Genomic DNA, 2,534 nt, shown 5'->3' on the forward strand with positions numbered 1-2,534 from the left:
GCTCCCGCCGTCCTGGCGGGACGCGGCTCTCCGCGGTCCCGCAGCCGCCCCCGGACGCGGCCCCGGCCCTGGACGGCGGTCAGCGATCGCGGTCCTCGTGGCCGCGGTCCTCATGGCCGCGGTGCTCAGCGGCGATGCCGAAGCGGTGCCGTTCGCCCTGAGCGGATGACACGGAGCGGAACGAGGACACCGAGCTGATCACCTGCTCCTCGACCGCCCCCTCCTGCGCCGCAGCCTCTTCGTTTTCGAGTCGTTGCAGGTCAGCAGCAGACACCAGGGCGATCAACGGCTTTCCATGCCGGGTCACCACCACGCGCTCACCCCCGTAGACGACGCGGTTGATCAGTTCGGCGAGCTCCGCCCGGGCTTGCGTCACCGGAATCTCGTAGGCCATATCCCCATTCTAACCTCCTGTACGTCCTGTACATTTTTTACATACTCCGAATCGCTCGGTCCGAGGAGAGGCATCGCCATGTTCCGTCCCGCCGCCCGCTACGTCCTGCCCGAGTTCACCGAGCGCACCGCCTACGGATCCCGCAGCATGGATCCCTACTCGAAGCTGCTGTCCGAGCGGATCGTCTTTCTCGGCACACCCGTGGACGAGACCGCGGCGACCGACCTGATCGCACAGTTCATGTACCTGGAGCACGCGGACCCCGGCCGGCCCCTCTCCCTCTACATCAACTCGCCCGGCGGCTCCTTCGGTGCCATGACGGCGATCCACGACACCATGCACTTCCTCGCCTGCGAGGTGGAGACCTTCTGTCTGGGCCAGGCGGGTTCCAGCGCCGCGGTGCTGCTCGCGGCCGGCGCGCCCGGACGCCGACATGCCCTGCCCGGCGCCCGGGTAGTCATCCAGCAGCCCGCTCTGGACGAGCCGGTGCAGGGCCAGCCCTCCGATCTCGAGATCCGGGCCCGGGAGTTGGAGCGCGAGCTGCTCACGGCCATGCTGGCCCGTCACACGGGCCGTTCCGCGCGGGAGATCAGCGCCGACATCGAGCGGGACACCATCCTCGACGCCCCGGCCGCCCTGGCGTTCGGGCTGGTGGACCACGTCGTGGAGAACCGCACGCCGTCCCAGCCGCCGCACACCGCGAGGTGAACATCCGATGCTCTCCCCCCAGTTCCCGCCGCTCCCCGCACTGACCCGTGCCGAGGCCGAGTTCATCGACTGCTACCTGGAGGTGCTCGACCAGCTCGGCCGCATCAATCCCGCGCGTGGCGGTGACACGTACGGGGCGCTCCGGGCGGCCCAGGCGCTCGCGTCCCGGGCGTCGGCCCTCCGGGACGCACTGGTCCTGATGCACGAGCGGGGTGAGTCGCAGATCCACGCGGAAACCCTCGCCAGGGCGCTGCGGCTGCTGGACGGAGAGCGTCGCGCGGGACGGGTCGCCGTCCCTCCCGCGTCATCGAGTTGAGCGTTCGCGCTGCCCGACTCGGCGGCCGCCGCCGCTTTCCGACGCCCTTTCACGACACGCCCGACGGGCCGATGAGTTTTCCTCGCTCGATCGGCGTAGAAGCTCCCCCTCCCGAGCTACGGCCCAACTTGCGCAACCCGTGCGGACACTGGACGGCGTGCACCGTTCCGCCGCTGGTACGCGGCTGGTCCGTTGCCGCCGCCGCGACTCCGGACCGGCTGCGGCCACCCGATCGGATCAGAGGTGATGACTCTCACATATCGCCGTTTCAGCGATGAAATCCGGCAGTGCGTGCGTAAAGATCCCTGGGACGACAAGCCCCCGCCACCGCGGCGGGGCGGTCCGGGCGGACGCCGAGTCCTGCCGCTGTCCGGATGCCTGGTCGACAGGAGTGGATCGGCAGGAGTGGAGGACCCGAGCGCAACGGGCCGACCGGTGATCCGGGCGGTCCTCGGGGTGAAGCCGCCGTGTGCGGCCGGGCAACTTCGCCAGCCCGAACCCGACAGGTCATCCTTCACAGGCGGCTGACGAAGGGTTGCGCATGACTGCGCAGGTTCATGTCCCGTCTCTGTTCGCCCGGGTCGGTACGGCCTCGGTCCTGACATTCGCCGTGGGCACCACCATGCTGGCGCCTGGTTTCGTGAACGACGCCGAGGCCGCCACCCACTCGATGAAGGCGCTCAAGATCGCCGCCTCGAAGAAGGGCGCGCCCTACAGATGGGGTGCCACAGGCCCTCACCGGTTCGACTGCTCAGGGCTCACGCTCTACTCGTTCAAGAAGGCCGGCAAGAAACTTCCCCGCACGGCGCAACAGCAGTACAACAAGACCCGCCACATCTCCAGGTCGCAGCGGAAACGCGGCGACCTGGTCTTCTTCCATTCGGGCCGCAGCGTGTACCACGTCGGCATCTATGCCGGCAGCGGGAAGATCTGGCACTCGCCGAAGGCCGGCGCCGTGGTCCGGCTGGAGAAGATCTGGTCCGGCAGCGTCTGGTACGGGAGGGTCCGCTGACACCCCTTTCCCCTTGGTCCGGCGCCGCGGGGGCCCCGCCACCAGCACGAGCCCCAGCGCGGTGAGCGCAGGGCCGCTGCCGCCCTCGACCGCACGGGCGGTAC

The 2,534-nt window shown here is 69.5% G+C and carries 4 protein-coding genes and 1 riboswitch; of the genes, 3 read left to right on the forward strand and 1 reads right to left on the reverse strand.

The window, feature by feature from the left end:
• Window positions 1–79 precede the first annotated feature (79 nt).
• Entirely contained in the window at window positions 80–394 is a 315-nt protein-coding gene (locus VN520_RS03515) for a type II toxin-antitoxin system Phd/YefM family antitoxin (protein ID WP_325745344.1), read from the reverse strand.
• Window positions 395–472: 78 nt separating this feature from the next.
• Here VN520_RS03515 and VN520_RS03520 point away from each other — a divergent pair, with 78 nt between their 5' ends.
• From VN520_RS03520 to VN520_RS03530, 3 genes are all read left to right on the forward strand, one after another.
• Complete coding sequence (locus VN520_RS03520) at window positions 473–1,102, forward strand: ATP-dependent Clp protease proteolytic subunit (RefSeq protein WP_325745345.1); 630 nt, start codon at window positions 473–475, stop codon at window positions 1,100–1,102.
• Window positions 1,103–1,109: 7 nt separating this feature from the next.
• A complete protein-coding gene (locus VN520_RS03525) occupies window positions 1,110–1,418 on the forward strand; it encodes a hypothetical protein (RefSeq protein WP_325745346.1) in 309 nt (102 codons plus the stop codon).
• A 365-nt stretch (window positions 1,419–1,783) separates the two neighbouring features.
• A riboswitch (cyclic di-AMP (ydaO/yuaA leader) is annotated at window positions 1,784–1,956 on the forward strand.
• Between the two features lie 3 nt (window positions 1,957–1,959).
• Complete coding sequence (locus VN520_RS03530) at window positions 1,960–2,430, forward strand: C40 family peptidase (RefSeq protein WP_325745347.1); 471 nt, start codon at window positions 1,960–1,962, stop codon at window positions 2,428–2,430.
• Window positions 2,431–2,534: the final 104 nt, after the last annotated feature.

The sequence above is a fragment of the Streptomyces sp. genome (assembly GCF_035563135.1).
Taxonomy (GTDB): Bacteria; Actinomycetota; Actinomycetes; order Streptomycetales; family Streptomycetaceae; genus Streptomyces.